Below are 16,776 nucleotides of genomic sequence, written 5' to 3'. Positions count from 1 at the left end.
TGACCGCCGAAGCGGTGCGGTGCTCGGCGACCAGGCCGTCGACCTCGTACTGGACCTCAAGCGGCAGCCGCGCCCACAACGCTTCGGGTGTCTCGCTCATTCCGCCAGTGTGGCACTGGCGAGCCGCCAGAAGGGGGAGACCGGGCCGACGCCGGCACCGAGCGGATACGCCTCCTGGACGCAGCGTTCGATGAACCGTTTCGCCTCGGCGACCGCGGTGGGCACGTCCGAGCCCTTCGCGAGCGACGAGGTGATCGCCGACGCCATGGTGTCGCCGCCGCCGTGGGTGTTTTCGGTGTCGATGCGCGGTCCGCTCAGCTCGATGACCGCCGAGCCGTCGGTGAGCAGGTCTACGCAGTCAGCAGCCTCGTAGAGGTGGCCGCCCTTTACCAGAACCCACTGGGAACCGAACTCCAGCAACGATTCCGCTGCAGTGCGCTGGCTCGTGGCGTCGGTGACCGTGACACCGGTGAGCAGCCGCACCTCGTCGAGGTTCGGCGTGATGAGCGTGGCACGCGGGAACAATTCCGTCCGAATCGCTTCCAGCGCTTCTTCGCGCAGCAGCGCGTGACCGGTCATCGAAGCGGCCACCGGATCGACCACGAACGGCGTGTCCGTGGACCGTCCAATGTGGACTTCGTCCAGGGTTTTCGCCACCGCCTGAATGATTTCCGCGGTGGCGAGCATGCCGGTCTTCGCCGCGTTGACGCCCATGTCCTCGGCGACCGCTTTGATCTGCGCGGTGACGACGTCGACCGGGATCTCGGAGAACCCTTGCACGCCAAGCGAATTCTGCACGGTGACCGCGGTGAGCGCGACCAGTCCGTGTACTCCGTTGGCGAAGAACGTGCGCAGGTCCGCCTGCACGCCCGCACCACCGCCGGAATCGGATCCGGCGATGGTGAGGGCGGTGCGGGGCGTGCTTGTCATTGGTTGACCACGGGCAGGTAGACCTTGTTGCCCTGCTCGGAAAACTCCGCGGACTTCTCGGCCATGCCCGCCTCGATCGCCTCCACAGAGGACAGACCGTGTTCCTCGGCGTACTTGCGCACGTCCTGGGTGATGCGCATCGAGCAGAACTTCGGCCCGCACATCGAGCAGAAATGCGCGGTCTTCGCCGGTTCCGCGGGAAGCGTCTCGTCGTGGAAAGCTCGCGCGGTGTCCGGGTCGAGCGACAGGTTGAACTGGTCGTTCCACCGGAATTCGAAGCGGGCCTTCGACAATTCGTCGTCCCAGTCCTGCGCGTACTGGTGGCCCTTGGCCAGGTCGGCGGCGTGCGCGGCGATCTTGTACGTGATCACGCCGGTCTTCACGTCGTCGCGGTTGGGCAGGCCGAGGTGCTCCTTCGGCGTGACATAGCACAGCATCGCCGTGCCGTACCAGCCGATCTGCGCCGCGCCGATCGCCGAGGTGATGTGGTCGTACGCCGGCGCGATGTCGGTCGCGAGCGGGCCGAGCGTGTAGAACGGCGCCTCGCCGGTGAGCTTTTCCTCCAGCTCAACGTTTTCCTTGATCTTGTGCATCGGCACGTGGCCGGGGCCCTCGATCATCACCTGCACGTCGTGCTCCCGCGCGATGTGCGTCAGCTCGCCGAGCGTTTCGAGTTCGGCGAACTGGGCGCGGTCGTTGGCGTCCGCGATCGAGCCGGGACGGAGGCCGTCGCCGAGCGAGAACGTGACGTCGTACTCGCGCAGGATCTCGCACAGCTCGGAGAAATGCGTGTACAGGAAGGATTCCTGGTGGTGCGCGAGACACCAGGCGGCCATGATCGACCCGCCGCGGCTGACGATGCCGGTGACCCGGCGCGCGGTGAGCGGGATGTAGCGCAGCAGCACGCCCGCGTGCACCGTCACGTAGTCGACGCCCTGCTCGCACTGCTCGATGATGGTGTCGCGGTAGATCTCCCAGGTGAGCTTTTCCGGCTCCCCGTTGACCTTTTCCAGCGCCTGGTAGATCGGCACGGTGCCGACCGGGACCGGCGAATTGCGCACGATCCACTCGCGCGTCTCGTGAATCCGCTTGCCGGTGGAAAGATCCATGATGGTGTCCGCGCCCCAGCGGGTGGCCCACACCATCTTGTCGACCTCTTCCTCCACAGAGGACCAGACGGCCGAGTTTCCCATGTTGGCGTTGATCTTCACCAGGAAGTTCTTGCCGATGATCATCGGCTCGGTCTCCGGATGCTTGCGGTTGACCGGAATCACCGCACGACCGCGGGCGACCTCGTCCCGCACGAACTCCGGCGTACAGCGTTCGCGCGCGGCGATGAACTCCATTTCCCGGGTGATCACCCCGGCTTTGGCCCAGCCGAGCTGGGTGTTGTGCTCCCGCCCGTCAGCCCAGCCGGACCGGAGCGGGTGGAGTCCTTTGTGGACATCGATGTTCGCGTCCGGATCGGTATAGGGCCCGGACGTGTCGTACACGTCGAAGTGCTCCCCGTTCGACAGGTCGATCCGCCGCGCCGGAACCCGCAATCCGGATTCGGTGCGGTGATAGACCTTGTGCGAGCCGGTGATCGGCCCGGTGGTGACGGACGGGGCGATGGCACCCTGGTTTTCCAGCGTCGTCAACGACGTTCACTCCCTACGCCGGCATTACCCGGTCAGGTTCATGCGGTCGGTGACGCCGGGTGTCCGCGAGATGGACACCAGCCACCCTCTCAGCCCGCCAAGGCGCGAGCTCCCGCGTTGCATTCGGTTGAGGTTGCTTGTCCGACCATGCCATGGCACCTCGGTCGGACACAAGGGTTTGAGGGCAGCTGTGGCTGGCTGTGTTTTGACAGTCGCCACGCTGTGTTTGATTGCCCCGGCTCCGCCGTGGCGCCGAGATCGCCGGGGAGCTGGTTTCTTCCCTCCCGATTTCGCCGGCCCGGGGGGCCGTCGAAATCGCTCAGTCCAGAAACCAGCGCGATCTCGGGGGTTGTGGTCGCGGAGTCTGCGAAGCGGGCGGATCGGAGTGGGTCAGGCGTCGGCGGGTTCCTTCGGGGGCAGCCAGGTCAGGCCGGGGACGCCCCACTTGTTCTTCTTCAGCATCTTCTTCGCCGCGCGCGCGTGGCGGCCGACGAGACGGTCCAGATAGATAAAGCCGTCGAGGTGATCGGTCTCATGCTGGAGGCAGCGCGCGAAGTAGCCGGTGCCCTCGACCTCGATCGGATTGCCCTCGACGTCGAAGCCGGTCACCTTGGCCCACGTGGCGCGTCCGGTCGGGTACGACTCGCCGGGGGCGGACAGGCAGCCCTCCCAGTCGTCGTCCGGGTCCGGCATCGTCTCCGGGATCTCCGAGGTCTCCAGCTTCGGGTTGACCACCACGCCGCGGTGCTCGGTGCCCTCGTCGTCCGGGCAGTCGTATACGAACAGCCGCAGGTCGAGCCCGATCTGGTTGGCCGCGAGGCCGACGCCCTCGGCCGCGTACATGGTCTCGAACATGTCCTCGACGAGGGTGGCCAGCTTGTCGTCGAACTCGGTGATCTCGCGCGTGGGCTGGTGCAGCACGGGTTCGCCGGCGATGCAGATGGGGTGGACGGTCACGGACGCCGAGTTTAGTCGGACCCTTCTGGTACACCTGGATCGGACCGTGACGCGCCGTGTCGGATGCCCATGTCGAGCATGGGTTCCGTGGTTGAATGACGCCCGCGGAAGGACTGCCGACACCGATTGCGAGGACCGCATGGACGCCGCGGAGTCGATGGCTGGAAACCAGCCGTCGCCGCCGGAGACTGTCGGTGGCCTTACCGAGCGCGAGCTGGACATTCTCGCGTTCGAACGGCAGTGGTGGCGCCACGCCGGGGCGAAGGAGAACGCCATCCGGGAGCGCTTCGGACTGTCCTCCACCCGTTACTACCAGTTGCTGAACACGCTGCTGGCCAAGCCGGAGGCGGTCGCCGCCGATCCGATGCTGGTCAAGCGGCTGCGCAAGACGCGCGCCGCCCGTCAGCGCAAACGCGGGGCCCGCCGGTTGGGGATCGAGCTGTCATGAGCGTCTTCTCGGGACTGTCCCGGCCGTTGAAGGCCGCGGGGGTCGCGCTGATCGGGGTCGCGGTGGTCGCCGCCGTCATCGGCGGGGTCACCGTGCTCAACACCGGCGGCGACCAGAACGCCGGGCCGAGCACGTCCGGCGAGCCCACCTCGCCCGGTGGCGAGTCGTCGTCGAACCCGCAGCCGTCGTCCTCGGCGCCCAGCTCCGCGCCGTCGTCGCCCGCCTCTTCGGCTCCGGCCTCGTCGTCCGCGGCGTCCTCGGCCCCGGCGTCGAGCCAGGCCGGACAGCCCGGCGGCCAGCCGGGCCAGCAGCCAGGACAGCCGGGCCAGGCCGGTCCGGACCAGCAGGCCACCAACAAGTGGGTCACCCTGCGGGTCTACAACAACTCGCTGATCAAGCACCTCGCCGAACAGGCCGCCGCCGACTTCCGCAGCTCGGGCTGGAACGTCGCCGAGGTCGGCAACTACTCCCAAGGCAACATCCCGGCGACCACGGCCTACTTCCGGCCGGGCACCGACGAGGAAGCCGCCGCGAAGCAGCTGGCCAAGGAGTTCGGCTTCCAGGCCCAGCCCCGGTTCGCGGGCATCCAGAACTCCAGCCCCGGCGTGATAGTGATCATCACGAAGGACTACCAGCCCAAACAGAAGGGCTGACCTGCCCCGATACCGGTGACGGCCCGCGCTGCGGCGCGGGCTTTTCCTGTGCGGAGTGCTTGGCTGCGCTGCTGCGCGGGCGTTGTCCGGTGGGCTGCCTCGGCTGGCCCGCGTTCGGTGCGGCGGGCCGTGAGGGGAACCCTGGGGGAATCAGATTCCCTCAGGGTGGCCCTCACGGACCTTCGGCAGTGCGCAGCTCAGCGTTCCTGCTGCGCCTGCGCGTAAGCCTCAAGCGTCGCCAGCTGCGCGGCATCCAGCGAAGGCCGCACCGCCTCGCGAGCCTTGGCCAGATGCGCCGCGGTCACCTCGCGCGCCTCCAGCGATTCGCGCATCGCCGTCAGCGCCGCCTCCCGGATCAGCGCGGCGCAGTCGGCGGCCGAGTAGCCCTCCAGCGTCTCCGCGGTGGCCGCGAGGTCCACATCGGACGCCAGCGGGGTGTGCTTCGCCGTCGAGGCAAGGATCGCGGCGCGCGATTCCGCGTCCGGCGGCGGCACGTAGATCCGCCGCTCCAGACGGCCGGGACGCAGCAACGCCGGGTCGACCAGCTCGGGCCGGTTCGTCGCGCCCAGCACGACGACCTCGCGCATCGGCTCCACGCCGTCCAGTTCGGTGAGCAGCGCGGCGACCACGCGGTCGGCCACGCCGGAGTCGGACGACTGGCCGCGGCGCGGGGCGAGCGCGTCGATTTCGTCGAGGAAGATCAGCGAGGGGGCGGCGTCGGCGGCCCGGCGGAAGAGGTCGCGGACCGCGCGTTCCGACTCGCCGACCCATTTGTCCAGCAGCTCCGCGCCCTTGATCGCGAACACGTTCAGCGCGCCGGTGCCGGCCAGCGCCCGGACCAGGAACGTCTTGCCGCCGCCGGGCGGGCCGTACAGCAGCACGCCGCGCGGCGGTTCGATGCCGAGCCGGGCGAACGAATCCGGATAGCGCAGCGGCCACAGCACGGTTTCGGTGAGCGCTTCCTTGACCGAGGTCATGTTTCCGACGTCGTCGAGGGTCAGCCCGCCGGTGGCCAGGTTGTCCGAAGTGGACAGCGAGATCGGCCGGACGGTGGCCAGCGCGTCGAGCAGATCCTGCTGGGAGATCTTGGGTTCCTCGACGTCCCGCTGGCGCAGCGCGGCCCGCAACGCCGCGTCCCGGCGCAGCGCGAGGAGGTCGGCGGCGACGAAACCGGGGGTTCGTTCGGCGAGCACGCCGAGGTCGGCACCGGATTCGACGGGCACGTCACGCAGCAGGATCCGCAGCAGCTCGACGCGCGTTTTCGCTTCCGGCAGCGGCAGCCCCAGCTCACGGTCGAGCAGGTCGGCACCACGCAGCCGCGGGTCCACGGACTCGGCGCGCGCGGTCGTGGCCACCACGGCGAGCCCGTCCCGGCGCAGCGCGGCGCGCAGTTCCTCCAGCACCACAGTGGCCACCGGCGGCGGCTGGGTGGCCGGGAGCAGCGCGTCGATGTCGTTGATCAGCAGGACGCCCGGACCGTCGCCGTCCGCGGCTCGGTCGATGGCCTCGCGCAGCGAACGGTGTGCCGCATTCGGTTCCAGCACCGCGATATTCGGCGCGGTCAGCGACACCACGCGCACCTTCTCCGCGGCGGCGACCGACCGCACCAGCGTGGCCTTGCCGACACCCTCCGGCCCGGACAGCAACACGCCCAGATGCGCCGAAGTGCCCAGCCGCGCCAGGAGTTCCGGCCGGTGGAACGCCAGATCGAACCACTCCGCCAGCTTGCGCGCCGCGCCCTCGGCCCCGACCAGATCAGCGACCGGCACCGGCTCGTCCAGTTCGTCCTCGCGAGCCTCGGTGACGACCTCTTCGACGATCTCCGCTTCGAGGTAATCCTCGGCCGCGGTGACGGCTGTGGTGCGGACGAGCGCGGTCGCGGTGCGCACGGGCTGCTCGCCGCTGGTCGGGGCGCCGGTGCGCGCGCCGTCCCGCCAGCTGACCACAGTGGACGGTCCGACGACGACCACACCAGCCGGTTCGGTCGCCGTCACGGTGAGCAGCTCGTTGGTCCAGGTCGCCCCGATCACGCGGGACAACTGCCCGCGCACCGCGGCGACGTCCGACCCAGGCGCGGGCGCGAGGTCTTGCGGCAACAGGGAAACCGCGTCACCGCGGGTGAGCACCTTGCCGGTGAGCGCGAGCCGCAACGTCTGCGGCGACACCGAAACCGAGGCCAGCCGAGACCCGGACACGGTGACCGTGCGCGCGGCGGTGACCTCGGCGGGCGAGACGACGATCTCGCCGCCCTCGGAGACGCCGAGGTTCGACATGGTGACGTCGTCGGTCAGCACGACCCCCGGCGTCGCCTCCTCGGCAGCGGGCGCGGCCAGCGCGGCACTGCGCCGCGCGCCGGTGAGGTGCACGGCGTCCCAGGCCCGCAGGCCGAGCGCGTCGAGCACCTCCGGATGCAGCCGGACCACCCCCCGCCGAGCGTCAAGCGCGGACGGCGTGTGCCGGACGGTCAGGGTGATCTGCGGATCGCTCACGCTGTTCACCCTAATGAACTGGCCGCGAGGAATCGCCTCGACAGCGCAGAATGGGCGACTGTGCCGATCATTCTGCCGATCCCCGACTCCTCGCCCGCCGTGCGGCTGCGCCCGTGGCGGCCGGATGATCGGACAGCGCTGGTGGCCGCCCATCGTGATCCGCAGCTGCGCCGCTGGCTGACCACTTCGCTGGCCGACGAGGCAGCTGCCGAACGCTGGCTGGAGCGCCAAGCGTCCGGCTGGGCCTCCGCAGCGCGGTTCAGCTTCGCGGTGGTGGCTGACGATGACCTGCCCCTCGGCCACGTCATCGTGAAGGCCAGGGCCGCCGGCACCGCCGAGGTCGGGTACTGGACGGCCGCTGAAGTCCGAGGCCGCGGCATCGCTGCCCGCGCGCTGGAAACCGTGTCGCGGTGGGCACTGAACACGCAGCAATTCGTCCGGCTAACCCGCCTAGAGCTGTTGCACGCCGAGGACAACACAGCTTCCTGCCGAGTAGCGGAGAAGTGCGGCTACGTTCTCCACGACGTGCTGCCACCCGCGCCGCCGGACTTCCCCTTCAACGGGCATCGGCACGTGCGCACCTCTGGATGAATTACCGCGTCGCCGACCAGTCGCGAACCGCGGCCACGAACTCCTCCGGCACGTCGGACTGCACGTAAAGCCCCACCCCATCGAACGCCACCGTCTGATGGTTCGGAAAGGCCGCCTCCAGCCGCTCGCGCTCCCGGGGCCGGAAGCCGACTTGGGCGTTGCCCCACACGATCAGGGTCGGCAGTGCGGCGAGGTCGCCAAGCCCCGCCTCGACCTCGGCGAAGAAGGCGCGGCTGGCGAGGATCCGGCTGGGGAGCACGCCAGACGCCTGCCGTCGCGCGGGGGTGTCCATCGCGCGTTCGTAGTGGGCCAGCTCGGACGCGGTCGGCTTCCGCTTTCGGTGGCCCATCGGGATGAACGCCTTGACGACGAGGTTGAGCTGCCGGGCCAGGAAGCGCATCGGCGGTCCGCCGGCGAGGCGGCCGAAGGCCTCGAAGTACGGGTCTCCGTTGACCGGCCAGGCCCAGGCGTTGACGAGCACCAGCCGGTCGAAGACACCCGGGCGGCGCTGTGCGGCGGCCAAGCCGATCGGGCCGCCCCAGTCCTGGCCGACCAGCGTGGCCCCGGTGAGGCCGAGCGCGTCGACGAAGCCGGTGACCACGTCCGCGTGTTCCTCGGGCAGGTAGCGGTAGCCGGGCTTCGGCGTCGACAGCCCGAAACCCGGGTAGTCGAGGGCGACGCACCGGAAGTCGTCGCGCAGTGCGCGGATCGTGTCGCGCCAGAGGAACGACCAGGTCGGATTGCCGTGCAGGAGCAGCAGCGTGGGGCCGGATCCCTCGTCGACGTAGTGCACGGTGTGCCCGTCGATGCCGACGAAGCGGCTTTTGAACGGGAACAGCTCGTCGTCGACCCAGGCGGGTCGTGCGTTCTCAGCCATGGCGGACCCCCTTGCGATAAGCTTGAGTTTGTCAAGGATGCTGGAAAAAATCAAGCAGAGGGATACGATGCGCGGCTACGGTCAGTACTGCGGGCTCGCCCGCTCTCTCGACGTCGTCGGCGACCGGTGGAATCTGCTCATCGTCCGCCAGTTGCTGATCGCGCCCGCCCGCTACCGGGACCTGATCGACGGCCTCCCCGGCATCGCGACCAACCTGCTCGCCGACCGGCTCCGCGACCTCGAAACCGCGGGCGTGGTCGAGCGGCGGCTGGCGGGTGCGGGCAGCGCGGTCGAGTACGCCCTCACGCCGTGGGGTGCCGAGCTGCGGGAGCCGGTCGAGAGCCTGATCCGCTGGTCAACGCCGCTGATGGTCCGCGGGTCCGAGGGCGACTCCTTCCGCCCCGAGTGGCTCGCCCTCGCCGTTCCCGTCCTGCTCGACGCCCGGATCAAGACGCGGCGTGCGGCGACGGTCGGCCTTGAGATCGGCGGTCCGCTCTTCCAGCTCCGGGCGACGCGGTCCGGTGTCGAAGTCGGTCCGCATGACGGCCGCGACCTCGACGCCACCGTCCGCGCCGAACCAGCGTGCGTGCTCGGCCTTGCGGCTGGTGCACTTGCTCTCGACGACGCTCGCGCGCTCGGGCTGATTGAGATCGACGGCGACGAATCCGTCGTTCGCGCCGTTTTCGCCGCCTGAGCTACCGCCCCTACCTGCGCCGAATGCCGATCCGGCGCCAGCTGCGGCGACGCTGACCCGGCCCGGAAGTGGCCGAGCTGCCGTGGTCCCGATCGCGCAGATTCCGGGTCCGCACGACGTCCGAGTTCGTCCGCGGCAGCCGCACCGCGCGCATCGCCGCGCCGGCGACCCGGCCCGACGCAGGGCGCAGCCGCAGCCGGCGGTGGCTGCGTGCGCGACGGATCGCGCGGCGTTCCCTCGGCGGCACCTCCCAGGCCTCCGGGTGCGCGGCGAGCCAGCGGTGCCGGTAGACCGAATACGGGATGTGCAGCAGGTACAGCACCAGCGCGACCGCCAGCGCCACCAGCGGGAACACGATGATCGCGGCGGCCAGCAGGCCGACGCCGACCAAAATCGGCGCGATCGCCTTCGCCGGGGCCTTCACGGTCTTCAGCGACAGGGTCGGAATGCGGCTGATCAGCAGGACGGCGACCGCGATGGTCCACACCAGCACCACGTACTGCTCGGACCACCAGCCCTCGCCCCACTGCAGCGTGGCGATGAGCGGCAGCATCGCGACCAGCCCGCCGGCCGGCGCGGGCACGCCGACGAAGAACTCGGCGGCGTACGGCGGCTGGTCGGTGTCGTCGAGCAGCGTGTTGAAGCGGGCGAGCCGCAGGATCATGCAGACCGCGAAGATCAGCGACGCGACCCAGCCGATGCGGTCGCCGTGCGACTGCCAGACGTAGAGCACCAGCGCGGGCGCGACGCCGAACGAGATGCCGTCGGACAGCGAGTCGAGTTCGGCGCCCATTTTGGACGTCGCGTCGAGCAGGCGGGCGATGCGGCCGTCGAGGCTGTCGAGGACGGCGGCGATGCCGATCGAGCCGATCGCCATGGCGTAGTTGCCGGTGAGGGCGAACTGCACCGCGGACAGCCCGGCGCAGAGCGCGAGCACGGTGATGGCGTTCGGCAGCAGCCGGATTCCCGGGGTGGTCACGCGGACCATGGTCAGCCTTCTCCCAGCGCCGGCAGCTCGGCGAGCACGGTTTCGCCGCCGACGGTGCGCTGGCCCTTGGCCACCACGACCCGGCTGCCCGGCGGCAGGTAGGTGTCGACGCGCGAACCGAAGCGGATGATCCCGTAGGTCTCGCCGGCGGCCACCTTGTCGCCCTCGCGGACGTCGCACCGGATCCGGCGCGCGACCAGCCCGGCGATCTGCACGACGACAAGCTCGTGGCCGTCGGCCGTGTGCAGCACCAGCGAATTGCGCTCGTTGACCTCGCTCGCCTTGTCGAGGTCGGCGGAAAGGAACTTGCCCGGCTTGTACGCGACCTTAGAGATCACGCCCGTCGCGGGGGTGCGCTGGACGTGCACGTCGTAGACGGAAAGGAACACGCTCACCCGCATCCGCGGCTCGGCGGGCAGGCCGAGTTCGGCGGGCGGGACCGCTTCCTCGATGAGCGAGACGGTGCCGTCGGCGGCCGAGATCGCGACGTTGTCCCGCATCGGGGGCACGCGCTTCGGCTCGCGGAAGAACGCCGTCATGCCCGCGGTGGCGAGCGCGCCGACCACGCCGAGGCGCTTGGAGAACCGGCGCAGCACGAGCGTCGCGGCGAGGCCGCCGAAAAGGAACGGCCGTCCAGCCGGGTGCATCGGCGGGAACGTCTCGCGGGCCAGCTGGACAGCGTGCGCGAGGGGGTTACCGGTGGGCTGGCCGCTCATGGGTCGAGTTCCCCGCTGTTCGTCTCGGTCGGTGTAAGGGTCCGATTTAGGCTTCCCCACGCTACCGCCCGCCTGCGGCGGACCCGGCGGCCCCTGGTTGTAAGGGTTGCCCCGGCGCGGGTGGGCGCGACCACAAACCGGTAACGACGCGTCGAACAATCCGATAACACCGGGTAGTTGACGCCGCTCGGGACCGGTGCCCGGGCCGACCTGGCGAGGTGGACGATGGCGGTACCCGATCTGCTCGCGCAGCTGCTGCGAGCCTGGCGCCGGGATGTCCTTTCGGCCCCGGTGCCGCAGCTCGTCGACCCTGTTCACGCCGCTCGGATCGTGCGGGACGCCGCCCGGGTGCATGCGTCCCCCGACGAAGCACGCACCCGGGCGCGGAACGGATCAGTTTAGTCCGCGACCAGTGCGTTCTGACGGATTGTCGGGAAACCGTTACCAGCGGTCACGATCACGGCGGTTCCCGCTCGCGGCGCTGACCAGCCGCAACACCAGCAGCAGCGCGATCGCGCCGAGGATGGCGACGCCGAAGCTCGGGAAATCGAACTCGAAGTGCTGCTGCTCACCGGTGGCGAGCCGGTAGGCGAATCCGCCGAGCGCCGCACCGACCACGCCGACGAGCACGCTGACCAGGCAGCCCTGCCGCTGCCGTTCCCGGCCGCCGACCACGAGATTCGCGACCCAGCCGACGAGTGCGCCGAAGACGATCCACAGGATGATGCCCATGTGCTGAGCCTACCTTCGGGTATTGCACAAGAGATGTTGTACAACTACTCTTGTGCAACATGGAGGTCCACGATTCCCAGGTGCTGGCCGCGATGTCGCATCCGCTGCGCCGCCGCCTGCTGGACATGCTGAAGCTCGACGGTCCGGCCACCGCGTCCGTGCTCGCGGAGAAAACCGGGCAGGCGGTGGGCAATGTGAGTCACCACCTGAAGGTGCTTTCCGGGGCCGCGTTGGTGGTCGAAGCGCCGGAACTGGCGCGGGACCGGCGAGAGCGATGGTGGCGACGTCCGTCGGGCACGCTCTCGTGGGCCACTTCGGACTTCGCCGGGGATCCGGTGGCGGAGGTCGCGGAGTCGGTGAGCCTCGATCGGCAGATGACACTGTCGCGGGGCTGGCTTTCGGAACTGGAGACGGCTCCTGCGGAATGGCGTGACGCGTGGTTTTCCAATGACGCGTGGATGCGGTTGACGCCATCGGAATTGGCGGAGCTGAATGATCGGATGGCGGCGTTGTTCGCGGAGTTCGGTGCGAAGGCGGCGGAGGATCCTTCTTCGGAACGGCAGCCGGTGTTCGTGTTCGGGCGTGGTTTCAGAGCGCAGCCGTGAGGAATGCCGCGTTCCGTCTATTGTGGACTGGGCAGACGGTCAGCACGGTCGGCAGCGCGGTGGCCAGTGCGTCGGTTCCGTTGGTGGCGTTGCTGGTGCTGCACGCCTCGACGTTCGAGGTCGCTTCGCTGACTGCTGCGGCTTGGCTGCCGTGGCTCGCGGTGGGCCTGCCTGCCGGGGCTTGGGTCGATCGATGGCCCAAACGCCGGGTGATGCTGGTCTGCGACGTTATCCAGATGGCGGCCTTTCTCGCGGTGCCGCTCTCGTGGGCTTTCGGGCTGCTTTCCTTCACGGTCCTTTTGATTGCTGCTCTGGTCGGTGGTTTCGCGAAAGTATTCTTCTCTCTGGCCTATCGGGCTTTCCTGCCGTCCGTTGTGGACGATGCTGATCTGCTGGGGGCCAACGTCCGGCTCCAGGGTGCGGAATCCGCGGCGCAAGTGGGCGGCCCTGGTTTGGCCGGGCTGCTGGCGACGGTCTTCGGGCCGGTCAGCGGTGTGCTCGTGGATGCGTTGAGTTTCGGGTTTTCCGCACTGTGCCTGCGTTTCGTGCGCGCGGACGAACCACCGCCGCGCCCGCGAACGCGCTTGCGCACCGAAATCGCCGAGGGCATGCGAATCGTGATCCGGGACCCGTATTTACGGGTTCTGGTGCTGTCCGGCGGTGTCGCCAACCTGGCGCTGAACGGGTTTTTCGCGGTGGCAGTGGTGTTTCTGGTCGAGGACTTGGGGCAGGGCCCAGGTGTCGTCGGGCTTGTGCTCGCCCTGGGCGAGGTCGGCGGGGTGCTCGGCGCGACCTTGGTGAGCCGGGTCGCCCGGCGAACCGGCACCGCGCGGGGATTTCTGTGGTGCGAGACGCTGGTGGTGCCGGCAATGCTCCTCGGCCCCTTAGCCCAGCCCGGATGGGGCTTGACGCTGTTCGTCCTCGCGGGCGCGGGAATCGCGGCGGGCGTGGTGGGATCGAACGTGCTGGGCGCGACGTTCCGGCAGCGGTACTGCCCGCGCCACCTCTATGGGCGGATCAGCGCGAGTTCGGCGATGGTCAACTACGGCACAATCCCGCTTGGCGCTCTGCTGGGCGGAACGCTCGGGCAGACGGCCGGGGTGCGGACGGCGATGTTCGCGATGGTGGGCGTCCAGGTGGCTTCGCTGGGGGTGCTGCTGATGGGACCGCTGCGGCGGGCACGGGACTTTCCCCAAGTCACGCTTGCTGTGGACAGCCCGGTTGAAGGGGCGGGGGTTGTCGGTGGGGGTCGATAGACTGGGCAAGGGCCGTCCCCCGGGATGGGTGGGGGCTGCGCTGGCGGGGCTGGCGGGCTGCATCTTCAGGTCCGTGAGGGGCCCCTTGAGGGAACCTGGGTCCCGGGCCAGGGGCGTAAGCCGGGTGGCCACGTCTGCTGGACCATCCACAAAGGACGCCAGAGCCGCCGAAAAGCCTGATTTATGCCTGTATGGCCATATTCGAGGGTCCGTGAGGGGAACCCTGGGGGAATCAGAGTCCGTGAAGGGGCCCCTCGCGGACGGCCAAACCAATGCCGGGCACTTAGGTCGAGCGGCTTCAGCCTGTCGACCATCCATAAAGGACACTTACGTCGGCGATATGCCCGAGTAATGACAATATGCCCGTTTCTTCAAGTCCGTGAAGGGCTCCTTGAGGGAATCAGATTCCCTCAAGGAGTCCTTCACGGACAACGCACCCGGTTCCCGCCGCCCGCGCAGGCCTGTAGCAAGCTGGCCCGGTCCGTCAGTCGCTTCGGACTGGGGCGGACACGCCTCAGTCGCACCCATAACGCTGCCTTAAGTCCTAGCATCGGACGACCAAACCCCGCGCTCGCTCGTCCGCCGAGAGCAGCACTGGCCCCTGGCGGGCCTCTTCGATCTGGGCAGACGAGCCTCAACAACACCTATCGCGCGCCGTTAAGTCCCTGGCATGGGAATCAGCTTCCCTCAAGGGTCCCTTCACGGACCGCCTTGGGATGTTTGCGCATAGGTCGGGCTGGATCGGCCGACCGGCCGCTGATCCGGGGAACATGCGGTCTGCTTGTGCTTGCGGGAACAGGGTGGCGATCAACTGCCCCGCTGTGAAGCGTGGCTGCCGGAGCCATGGGCGGAACGTCGAAGACCGGACGTCGGAACCGTCCCAAGCGCCAGGACTGCCGCCAGTACCGCATCCCGCCGTCCCCGGAAACTAAAGCAGCAGCACCTCAACCTCATCCCCCTCCGAAGCCGCCGAAACCTCCTCCGGCAGCACGATCAAGCAGTTCGCCTGCGTGAACGCCGCCAGCAAATGCGACCCCGGTCCACCCCGCGGCCCGACCACCCCGGTCACCTCACCGAGGACCGGCGTATAGAACCCCCGCCGGAACTGCCGTCGGCCAGCGGGGGACGTCATGTCCTCGGTCAACCGCGCCCGCACCCGCCGCCGGTCCACGTCCGAATGGCCCATGGCCGACAGCACCGCCGGGCGCAGGAACGCCTCGAATGACACCAGCACGCTCACCGGATTCCCCGGCAGCGTCACGACCGGCACGCCGTTCCACCGGCCGCAACCCTGCGGTCCGCCCGGCTGCATCGCGATCTTCTGGAACTCCACGCCCTGCCCGGTCAGCGCGTCCTTCACCACCTCGTACGCGCCAGCCGACACCCCGCCCGACGTGAGCAGCAGGTCCACCGATTCCAACCGCGGCTCGATGATCTTGCGGAATTCCGCCACATCGTCCACCACACTGCGCACGACCTCGACCTGGCAGCCAAGCCCGCGCAGCGCCGCCGCCAGCATGACACTGTTCGATTCGTAGATTTGCCCGTGCTGCAACGGGTTCGGAGCCTCCACCAGCTCTGTGCCGGTCGACACCACCAGCACCGACAACGGCCGGTACACCGCGAGCTCCGCCAAGCCGACCGCGGCGGCAAGACCGAGGTGCGCGTGGCTCAGCACGGTGCCCTCGCGCAGCGCGATGGTGCCCTTCGTGACGTCCTCGCCGATCCGGCGGATGTGGTTGCCTTCCACGGCCGCACGGGAGATCCGGACGTCCGTGGTGCCGCGGTCGGTGTCCTCGACCATCACGATCGCGTCCGCGCCCGGCGGCAGCGGCGCGCCGGTCATGATCCGCTGAGCGGTACCCGATTTGAGTGGTTCGACGTCGATCCGCCCCGCCGGGATGTCGTCCGCCACCGGCAGCGTCACCGGCACCTCGGCGACGTCCGCGGCGCGCACTGCGTACCCGTCCATCGCGGAGTTGTCGAACGGCGGCAGCGAGACGTCGGCGGGCACGTCGCGGGCTACGACGAGCCCTGCTGCTTCGGCCACGGGAACGGTGATGACCGGAGCGCGGCCGAGGAGTTCGGTCACGGTCTCGCGGTAGGCGTCGACGGAGATCACGCGGACCATCCTCCCTCTTGCTGCCCGTCGTGCAACACTCTCCCGGCACAAGTCGGGGAGCACGGGGAGAGTTCTGATGCAGTTTCGGGTCCGTCACCAGCCAGGGCGCGCCGCGCTCGCGACTCCCCGCTGACATGCGCGTCCACACCAGGCACACGCCAGGGTTCGGCGTCGCCCGCGTGCTGCTCGCCCCCGGCGAAGCCGTGCAGGCCGCCGCGGAATCGTTGCTGGCCAGCAGCTTCAACATCACCGAGGCGAACCAGAACCGCGGCCGCAAGGGCGGTCGTTCGGTGTTCACCGCGCCGCCCGAAGGCGGCTGGGTCGACCTGGCCCCGCTCGGCCCCGGCGACGTCTACCCGCTCGAACTCACCGGGTCCACCGGCTGGTCGGTGCACCGCGAAGGCGTGCTCGCCCGGCCGAGCACGGTCCGCGTCGACCAGAACTGGGCCCCGCTGCAGCAGCTGTTCGGCGCCGATTCCGGGTTCCTCGAGCACTACAGCGGCCGCGGTCCGCTCCTGCTCACCGCGCCCGGCCCGGTGGACTCGTTCGACCTCGGCCGCGGCGAGATCGTGACCGTGCGCCCGGACTATCTCCTCGCCTATCCCGACACCCTGCAATGCCGGCTGCGCGCGCTCGATCCGAGCGGTCCGCAGTCGCTGCGCACCGGCGAAGGGCTCGTCCTCGATTTCGCCGGACCGGGAACCGTGCTCGTCCAATCGCGCAACCGGCGAGTAGCGCAGGCGTAACGGAATCTGCCGATTACCCCATTGCCGGGAGCGCTGATTCCGGTAGCGTGAACTCCACTTCGCACGCTGATGGACAGCGATTTCTTGTCCCCAGGGAGGGCGCCGTGGCAGTCGGCACCGTCAAGTGGTTCAACTCGGAAAAGGGCTACGGGTTCATCGAATCCCCCGAGGGACCGGACGTGTTCGTCCACTATTCGGCCATCCAAGCCGACGGATTCCGCACTCTCGACGAGGGCGATCGGGTGGAGTTCGAAGTCCAGTCCGGCCGCGACGGCCGAAGCCAGGCCGCGGACGTCCGCAAGGTCTAGCGAGGCAAGTCCGCTGACCGGTTG

The 16,776-nt window shown here is 69.2% G+C and carries 18 protein-coding genes; 9 read left to right on the top strand and 9 right to left on the bottom strand.

The features are described 5' to 3' along the window. Window positions 1–96 precede the first annotated feature (96 nt). The 3 genes from thiD to ACFSVL_RS46520 form a co-directional block, all read right to left on the bottom strand. Window positions 97–930: a bifunctional hydroxymethylpyrimidine kinase/phosphomethylpyrimidine kinase gene (gene thiD, locus ACFSVL_RS46530; RefSeq protein WP_378314577.1), complete on the bottom strand. Its 834-nt coding sequence runs from the start codon at window positions 928–930 to the stop codon at window positions 97–99. Continuing rightward, window positions 927–2,570 (bottom strand): phosphomethylpyrimidine synthase ThiC, encoded by a 1,644-nt coding sequence (gene thiC, locus ACFSVL_RS46525; protein WP_378314575.1) that lies wholly within the window; start codon window positions 2,568–2,570, stop codon window positions 927–929. Before thiC ends, thiD begins: the two co-directional genes overlap by 4 nt. 390 nt (window positions 2,571–2,960) lie before the next feature. Next, window positions 2,961–3,527 (bottom strand): peptide deformylase, encoded by a 567-nt coding sequence (locus ACFSVL_RS46520; RefSeq protein WP_378314573.1) that lies wholly within the window; start codon window positions 3,525–3,527, stop codon window positions 2,961–2,963. A gap of 139 nt (window positions 3,528–3,666) precedes the next feature. Between ACFSVL_RS46520 and ACFSVL_RS46515 the strand changes: the two genes are divergently transcribed. Both ACFSVL_RS46515 and ACFSVL_RS46510 read left to right on the top strand, forming a co-directional pair. After that, window positions 3,667–3,975, top strand: coding sequence for a DUF3263 domain-containing protein (locus ACFSVL_RS46515; protein ID WP_378314571.1), 309 nt, complete (start codon window positions 3,667–3,669; stop codon window positions 3,973–3,975). Next, complete coding sequence (locus ACFSVL_RS46510; RefSeq protein ID WP_378314569.1) at window positions 3,972–4,628, top strand: LytR C-terminal domain-containing protein; 657 nt, start codon at window positions 3,972–3,974, stop codon at window positions 4,626–4,628. The genes ACFSVL_RS46515 and ACFSVL_RS46510 overlap by 4 nt, the downstream gene beginning before the upstream one ends. Before the next feature lie 197 nt (window positions 4,629–4,825). Here the strand turns inward: ACFSVL_RS46510 and ACFSVL_RS46505 are convergent, their stop codons facing one another. Then, complete coding sequence (locus ACFSVL_RS46505) at window positions 4,826–7,117, bottom strand: AAA family ATPase (RefSeq protein WP_378314567.1); 2,292 nt, start codon at window positions 7,115–7,117, stop codon at window positions 4,826–4,828. Between the two features lie 60 nt (window positions 7,118–7,177). Between ACFSVL_RS46505 and ACFSVL_RS46500 the strand changes: the two genes are divergently transcribed. Further along, on the top strand, window positions 7,178–7,708 hold the full coding sequence (locus ACFSVL_RS46500) for a GNAT family N-acetyltransferase (protein ID WP_378314565.1): 531 nt from the start codon (window positions 7,178–7,180) through the stop codon (window positions 7,706–7,708). A 1-nt stretch (window position 7,709) separates the two neighbouring features. On the opposite strand, the gene ACFSVL_RS46495 is transcribed toward ACFSVL_RS46500, so the two are convergent. Beyond that, a complete protein-coding gene (locus tag ACFSVL_RS46495) occupies window positions 7,710–8,585 on the bottom strand; it encodes an alpha/beta fold hydrolase (protein ID WP_378314563.1) in 876 nt (291 codons plus the stop codon). Window positions 8,586–8,652: 67 nt separating this feature from the next. Here ACFSVL_RS46495 and ACFSVL_RS46490 point away from each other — a divergent pair, with 67 nt between their 5' ends. Further along, complete coding sequence (locus ACFSVL_RS46490; RefSeq protein WP_378314561.1) at window positions 8,653–9,279, top strand: winged helix-turn-helix transcriptional regulator; 627 nt, start codon at window positions 8,653–8,655, stop codon at window positions 9,277–9,279. A 10-nt stretch (window positions 9,280–9,289) separates the two neighbouring features. Here the strand turns inward: ACFSVL_RS46490 and pssA are convergent, their stop codons facing one another. Next, the gene (pssA, locus tag ACFSVL_RS46485) at window positions 9,290–10,267 is read right to left on the bottom strand and encodes a CDP-diacylglycerol--serine O-phosphatidyltransferase (RefSeq protein WP_378314559.1); all 978 of its coding nucleotides are present in this window, start codon (window positions 10,265–10,267) and stop codon (window positions 9,290–9,292) included. A gap of 2 nt (window positions 10,268–10,269) precedes the next feature. Then, the gene (locus ACFSVL_RS46480) at window positions 10,270–10,983 is read right to left on the bottom strand and encodes a phosphatidylserine decarboxylase (protein ID WP_378314558.1); all 714 of its coding nucleotides are present in this window, start codon (window positions 10,981–10,983) and stop codon (window positions 10,270–10,272) included. Window positions 10,984–11,208: 225 nt separating this feature from the next. Here ACFSVL_RS46480 and ACFSVL_RS46475 point away from each other — a divergent pair, with 225 nt between their 5' ends. After that, a complete protein-coding gene (locus tag ACFSVL_RS46475) occupies window positions 11,209–11,385 on the top strand; it encodes a hypothetical protein (protein WP_378314556.1) in 177 nt (58 codons plus the stop codon). A 39-nt stretch (window positions 11,386–11,424) separates the two neighbouring features. On the opposite strand, the gene ACFSVL_RS46470 is transcribed toward ACFSVL_RS46475, so the two are convergent. Then, window positions 11,425–11,715, bottom strand: coding sequence for a GlsB/YeaQ/YmgE family stress response membrane protein (locus ACFSVL_RS46470; RefSeq protein WP_378314554.1), 291 nt, complete (start codon window positions 11,713–11,715; stop codon window positions 11,425–11,427). 59 nt (window positions 11,716–11,774) lie between these two features. Here ACFSVL_RS46470 and ACFSVL_RS46465 point away from each other — a divergent pair, with 59 nt between their 5' ends. Further along, window positions 11,775–12,320, top strand: coding sequence for an ArsR/SmtB family transcription factor (locus ACFSVL_RS46465; protein WP_378314552.1), 546 nt, complete (start codon window positions 11,775–11,777; stop codon window positions 12,318–12,320). Next, window positions 12,317–13,576 (top strand): MFS transporter, encoded by a 1,260-nt coding sequence (locus tag ACFSVL_RS46460; protein ID WP_378314551.1) that lies wholly within the window; start codon window positions 12,317–12,319, stop codon window positions 13,574–13,576. Before ACFSVL_RS46465 ends, ACFSVL_RS46460 begins: the two co-directional genes overlap by 4 nt. Before the next feature lie 928 nt (window positions 13,577–14,504). Here ACFSVL_RS46460 and moeA read toward each other — a convergent pair. Beyond that, entirely contained in the window at window positions 14,505–15,698 is a 1,194-nt protein-coding gene (gene moeA, locus ACFSVL_RS46455) for a molybdopterin molybdotransferase MoeA (protein WP_378314549.1), read from the bottom strand. 134 nt (window positions 15,699–15,832) lie between these two features. On the opposite strand from moeA, the gene ACFSVL_RS46450 reads away from it, so the two are divergent. Beyond that, window positions 15,833–16,444 (top strand): AIM24 family protein, encoded by a 612-nt coding sequence (locus ACFSVL_RS46450; RefSeq protein ID WP_378314547.1) that lies wholly within the window; start codon window positions 15,833–15,835, stop codon window positions 16,442–16,444. Window positions 16,445–16,548: 104 nt separating this feature from the next. Next, window positions 16,549–16,752, top strand: coding sequence for a cold-shock protein (locus ACFSVL_RS46445; protein WP_009083993.1), 204 nt, complete (start codon window positions 16,549–16,551; stop codon window positions 16,750–16,752). Window positions 16,753–16,776: the final 24 nt, after the last annotated feature.

This window comes from Amycolatopsis silviterrae (genome assembly GCF_042684085.1).
Lineage (GTDB): Bacteria > Actinomycetota > Actinomycetes > Mycobacteriales > Pseudonocardiaceae > Amycolatopsis > Amycolatopsis silviterrae.
This window is presented reverse-complemented; position numbering and strand designations above follow the sequence as displayed.

Excerpts from the sequence above, each read along its gene's own strand:
- ACFSVL_RS46495 (WP_378314563.1), bottom strand. The coding sequence starts at position 8,585 with ATGGCTGAGAACGCACGACCCGCCTGGGTCGACGACGAGCTGTTCCCG.
- ACFSVL_RS46470 (WP_378314554.1), bottom strand. The coding sequence starts at position 11,715 with ATGGGCATCATCCTGTGGATCGTCTTCGGCGCACTCGTCGGCTGGGTC.
- ACFSVL_RS46510 (WP_378314569.1), top strand. The coding sequence starts at position 3,972 with ATGAGCGTCTTCTCGGGACTGTCCCGGCCGTTGAAGGCCGCGGGGGTC.
- ACFSVL_RS46465 (WP_378314552.1), top strand. The coding sequence starts at position 11,775 with ATGGAGGTCCACGATTCCCAGGTGCTGGCCGCGATGTCGCATCCGCTG.
- ACFSVL_RS46515 (WP_378314571.1), top strand. The coding sequence starts at position 3,667 with ATGGACGCCGCGGAGTCGATGGCTGGAAACCAGCCGTCGCCGCCGGAG.
- ACFSVL_RS46450 (WP_378314547.1), top strand. The coding sequence starts at position 15,833 with ATGCGCGTCCACACCAGGCACACGCCAGGGTTCGGCGTCGCCCGCGTG.
- ACFSVL_RS46475 (WP_378314556.1), top strand. The coding sequence starts at position 11,209 with ATGGCGGTACCCGATCTGCTCGCGCAGCTGCTGCGAGCCTGGCGCCGG.
- ACFSVL_RS46480 (WP_378314558.1), bottom strand. The coding sequence starts at position 10,983 with ATGAGCGGCCAGCCCACCGGTAACCCCCTCGCGCACGCTGTCCAGCTG.
- ACFSVL_RS46490 (WP_378314561.1), top strand. The coding sequence starts at position 8,653 with ATGCGCGGCTACGGTCAGTACTGCGGGCTCGCCCGCTCTCTCGACGTC.
- thiD (WP_378314577.1), bottom strand. The coding sequence starts at position 930 with ATGACAAGCACGCCCCGCACCGCCCTCACCATCGCCGGATCCGATTCC.
- pssA (WP_378314559.1), bottom strand. The coding sequence starts at position 10,267 with ATGGTCCGCGTGACCACCCCGGGAATCCGGCTGCTGCCGAACGCCATC.